At 66.5% G+C, this 3694-nt stretch carries 4 protein-coding genes; 1 reads left to right on the top strand and 3 read right to left on the bottom strand.

The annotated features are described in order from the left end of the window. Positions 1 to 46 precede the first annotated feature (46 nt). Positions 47 to 376, top strand: coding sequence for a hypothetical protein (locus GY769_13685; protein MCP4202969.1), 330 nt, complete (start codon positions 47 to 49; stop codon positions 374 to 376). Between the two features lie 217 nt (positions 377 to 593). On the opposite strand, the gene GY769_13690 is transcribed toward GY769_13685, so the two are convergent. The 3 genes from GY769_13690 to GY769_13700 all read right to left on the bottom strand — a co-directional run bounded on the left by GY769_13690 (position 594) and on the right by GY769_13700 (position 3350). Then, on the bottom strand, positions 594 to 1292 hold the full coding sequence (locus GY769_13690; GenBank protein MCP4202970.1) for an SDR family oxidoreductase: 699 nt from the start codon (positions 1290 to 1292) through the stop codon (positions 594 to 596). Between the two features lie 457 nt (positions 1293 to 1749). After that, positions 1750 to 2679: a YgcG family protein gene (locus tag GY769_13695; GenBank protein MCP4202971.1), complete on the bottom strand. Its 930-nt coding sequence runs from the start codon at positions 2677 to 2679 to the stop codon at positions 1750 to 1752. A 20-nt stretch (positions 2680 to 2699) separates the two neighbouring features. Further along, entirely contained in the window at positions 2700 to 3350 is a 651-nt protein-coding gene (locus GY769_13700; protein ID MCP4202972.1) for a hypothetical protein, read from the bottom strand. Positions 3351 to 3694 lie beyond the last annotated feature (344 nt).

A 3694-nucleotide genomic window follows, 5' to 3' on the forward strand; every position in this document is an offset into this window, starting at 1 on the left:
CGCGGCGCGCACCGCCAGAATGTCGGGCCTGAAGACGCTCCATCGCATGGTTCGCAAGGAAAACGTCTCGGTGCTGTCCGTCGCCGACGGATCGCGCGGTCCCATCTATCAGGCGCAGGCCGGCGTCATCGTTCTCGCTCAGACCGCCAAGGCGCCGCTGGTTCCCCTGAGCTACGTCGCCGCCAAGTGCTGGCGGCTCAAATCGTGGGATCGAGTGATCGTGCCCAAGCCGTTCTCACGGATCGCGGTGGCAGTCGGCGAGCCGATCGAGTATCCCCAACGAATGGAGAAAGAGGCGCAGAGCCAGGCGCAGTCGGCGCTGAAAGAGACTCTCGACGCTTTGACGCAAGTGTCCGAAAAAGCGCTTGCGCGATAGCGCCCGAGCACTGCGCAAACCGACTTGAGTGTAGCGGTCGACCTCGGCCTGCCCTCTCCTACAGCCGATAGTGGCCGCCGGTGCCGCCTCTGCGCGAGCGCAGAGAGGCTCGCTCCGAGGCGCACACGGCCGGCCTCGCGCTTGCCGGACTGCTGAGGCCCTTTGTAGCGGTCGACCTCCGCTTGCCCTCGAGCGAAGCGAAGGGTGTCGACCTTGGTCACGGCACGGTTAGCGACTGCCCGTTCGCCGAGGCATCGAGCGACAACAAATACGGCACCGCTCGCTTCGCCCACTCCTCGGGACCCGGATAGGCGGCCGCGCCGTCGCCCCACGCGACTCGTAGCATGTCGGTATCGATGATGCCGGGACTCAGCGGAACCGCAGCCATTCCCGGTGGCAGCTCCTGGGCCAAGGCCTTGGTCAAGCCCTCGACGCCGTACTTGGTGGCGCAGTAAGGCGCGACGCCGGGCGACGTGGACCGCCCCCAACCCGAGCTGAAGTTGACGATTACGCCCTGCCTCCTTTCGACCATCACGGGCAGAAAGGCCCTGCACACAGCAAACACACCCTTGAGATTGACGTCGATCAGATCCGAGAACTCTGCCTGCGGCACCTCCCACAGCGGCGCTTGGGCGTTCATGAGCGCGGCGTTATTGAGCACGAGGTCGGGAGGGCCGAGCTCATCGACGACCTCCCGCGCCCACTCCTCGACTTCGGCGGTCGTTACGTCCAAGGCACGAAACATGTGCGGACCCGGAAGCTCGCGTGCCAGCTCGTCGATCTGCTCTCGCGACCGCCCGCACCCGGCCACTTCGCAACCGGCCCGGGCAAAGCCGTGAGCCATCGCCCAACCCAAGCCGCGGGTGGCGCCGGTGATAACGGCGACCTTCCTAGCCATGGCGAGCCCTTCGAGCACCGCCCCTCGCCCACCGGTACGACACGCTCGGTTCTGTCTTCACCCGCCCACGACCAGGCCTGCCTCGGTCCGCGGGTGCGGCGCGGAGCCGACGGTCGACACCCTTCGCTTCGCTCAAGGGCAAGCGATGGTCGACCGCTCCGAGCACGGGCACCACTTCGCGACTCCCACTCACTGCGGTTCGGTCCCTGAGGGAGCGCCGCGTCGGTCTCGAAGCGAGCCTCTCTGCGCTCGCGGAGAGACCGCACCGGCGCGACACGTTCGGGTCTCTCTTCACCCGCCCGCGACCGGACCTGCCTCGGTCCACTGGTGCGCGGGCGAAGCACTCCGCGGCACTGTGCCTGCAAGGCCCGCCGCGTGCCTCTTGCGAGCGAGCGCTAAACCGAGTCTTCGAGGGGCGAGCGAGAAGAGCGCACCGGCGGCCTACTATCGGCACTAGAGCCACAGCGCCCACCCCCTACCAGCTGCCCGAGGCCCCGCCGCCTCCGAAGCTCCCGCCTCCGCCCGAGAAGCCACCGCCCCCTCCTCCGCCGGAGAACCCGCCGCCACTCCAGCCGCCTCCGCCCGAGCTTCCGCCCGACCAGCCGGGACCGACCGTGACCCACTTCTTGGCGAACTCGGTGTTTCTGAAGATCAGCTTCAAAATCGGAGCTCCCACCACCCAGGCCCCCAGAGCGATCAGACCGCCTCTCGGGCCGAAAATGACCATGGGAAAAGACCCCCAGAAGGGAACGAGAAAGAAGTACAGAAACCAGCCCTGGCAACCCGTCGAGAAAATCGAGGTCAGCGAGAACAAGCCGACGACCAGAAAGAACATGGCGCCGAAGAAGAGCCGAGCGGTTACCGGCACGTCGCTGAACCCGTTGGAAGAGTCGGGCGGGATCACCTCCGCTCCCTCGAGGGTACCCACGATCGCATCCACTCCCTGCTCGATACCGCCGTCGAAATCGCCCGCCTTGAACCGCGGCGTGAGGATATTGCGCAGGATTCTGCCGCTCTCGGCATCGGTCAGATCCGCTTCCAGGCCGTAGCCCACTTCGATGCGCATCTTGCGATCGTCGCGAGCGACCAGCAGCAGGACTCCGTCATCTTGTTCGGCCCGACCGAGACCCCAGGTTTCGGCTACCCGCAGTGAAAACTGCTCCAGCGCCTCGCCTTCGAGCGAGGGAATCGTTAGGACCGCGATCTGGCTTCCGGTGCGATTCTCGAACTCTTCCACCCTGGCACTGATCCGCGCTTCGGTCTCCGCGGAGATCAGGTCGGCGAGGTCGGTCACACGTCCGCTCAGGTAGGGAACCTCGAGCGCGGCGCCGGCGCCCGCCAGCAGCACGATCGCCGCCGGGAGAATCAGGAGCGGCAGCCGGATTCGACCGATCTTCCACCGCATTGCTGTGACCTGCGCGCGCATCAGCTGTCGTGCCTGCGCAACTCATCGCTGAGTTCGTCCGTGTCGTCGGGCTGGATGGCCACGCCACGCTCTTCGAGTAGCTCACCGCACTCTCGAATCGCGCCGACCAATGCGTCGGCTGGCTTGCCCTCTCGAATTCCGGCAACAACTCCGTCCACGATCCTCTGCCACTCCCCGGCTTCGATCGCACGGTTTATCCCTTCGTCGCCCATCACGACGACGCGATGCTCGAACAACGACAGAAAGATGAGGACCCCGGTGCGCGCGCGCGTCTTGAAGACCTCCTCCTCCAAGAACGCGACCGCGGCTCGCCGCCGAGTGCGCCGATCGAGCGTCGCATCTCCTATCAGAGAGCGGCGCCAGACCGGAATGGCCGCGGCCGCCAGGTAACCCACCGCCGCCCCGACCAGAACCGGGGTCAGCATCCAGACGGCGATCGGCAGACCCCAGATCGCCAGCCGTTCGTACGCAAGCAGCGCCAGAACGGGGGCCAGCAAGGCGCCGAGCAGCGCGCTCGACCAGTGCGCCGCGGCATAAGTGTCACTAGAGCCCACGACGTACGGTACGATCTCGCCCGAGGTTCGGCCCTCGGCTCGGTCCACGGCTTCGCGAATTCGTTCTTGAGCCGATTCGCTGAATAGCTCGTCCAGTTGGGTCATGCGTGCCTGATTGTAGACCGTCAGGTCGAAGGTTCGACAGCAGTTAGCCCGTAGGTCCTCCAGCGAAGCGCCTCTGGCTGACGCACACCGCTTAGAGGCCCAGCTCGTCGCCGATCGGCAGGGCGGCCGGCCAGGGGACGCCTCGGGCTTCTCAGACTGCGCTGGTCGGGCCCTCGCCTGCGCGCCGCTACGCGCAGATCACAAGTGGCCTCCGAGATGCCCTCCGATGCGCTTGCGGCGTGGCGACTGGAGGGCGAGGCGAGGAGCAGCGATTTGCCCGCACCGCAGCGGGGACTGGGCACCGCGGTTCCTCTTCACCGAAGGTAGCGAGGAGA

It is taken from the genome of bacterium, assembly GCA_024224155.1.
Taxonomy (GTDB): domain Bacteria; phylum Acidobacteriota; class Thermoanaerobaculia; order Multivoradales; family JAHEKO01; genus CALZIK01.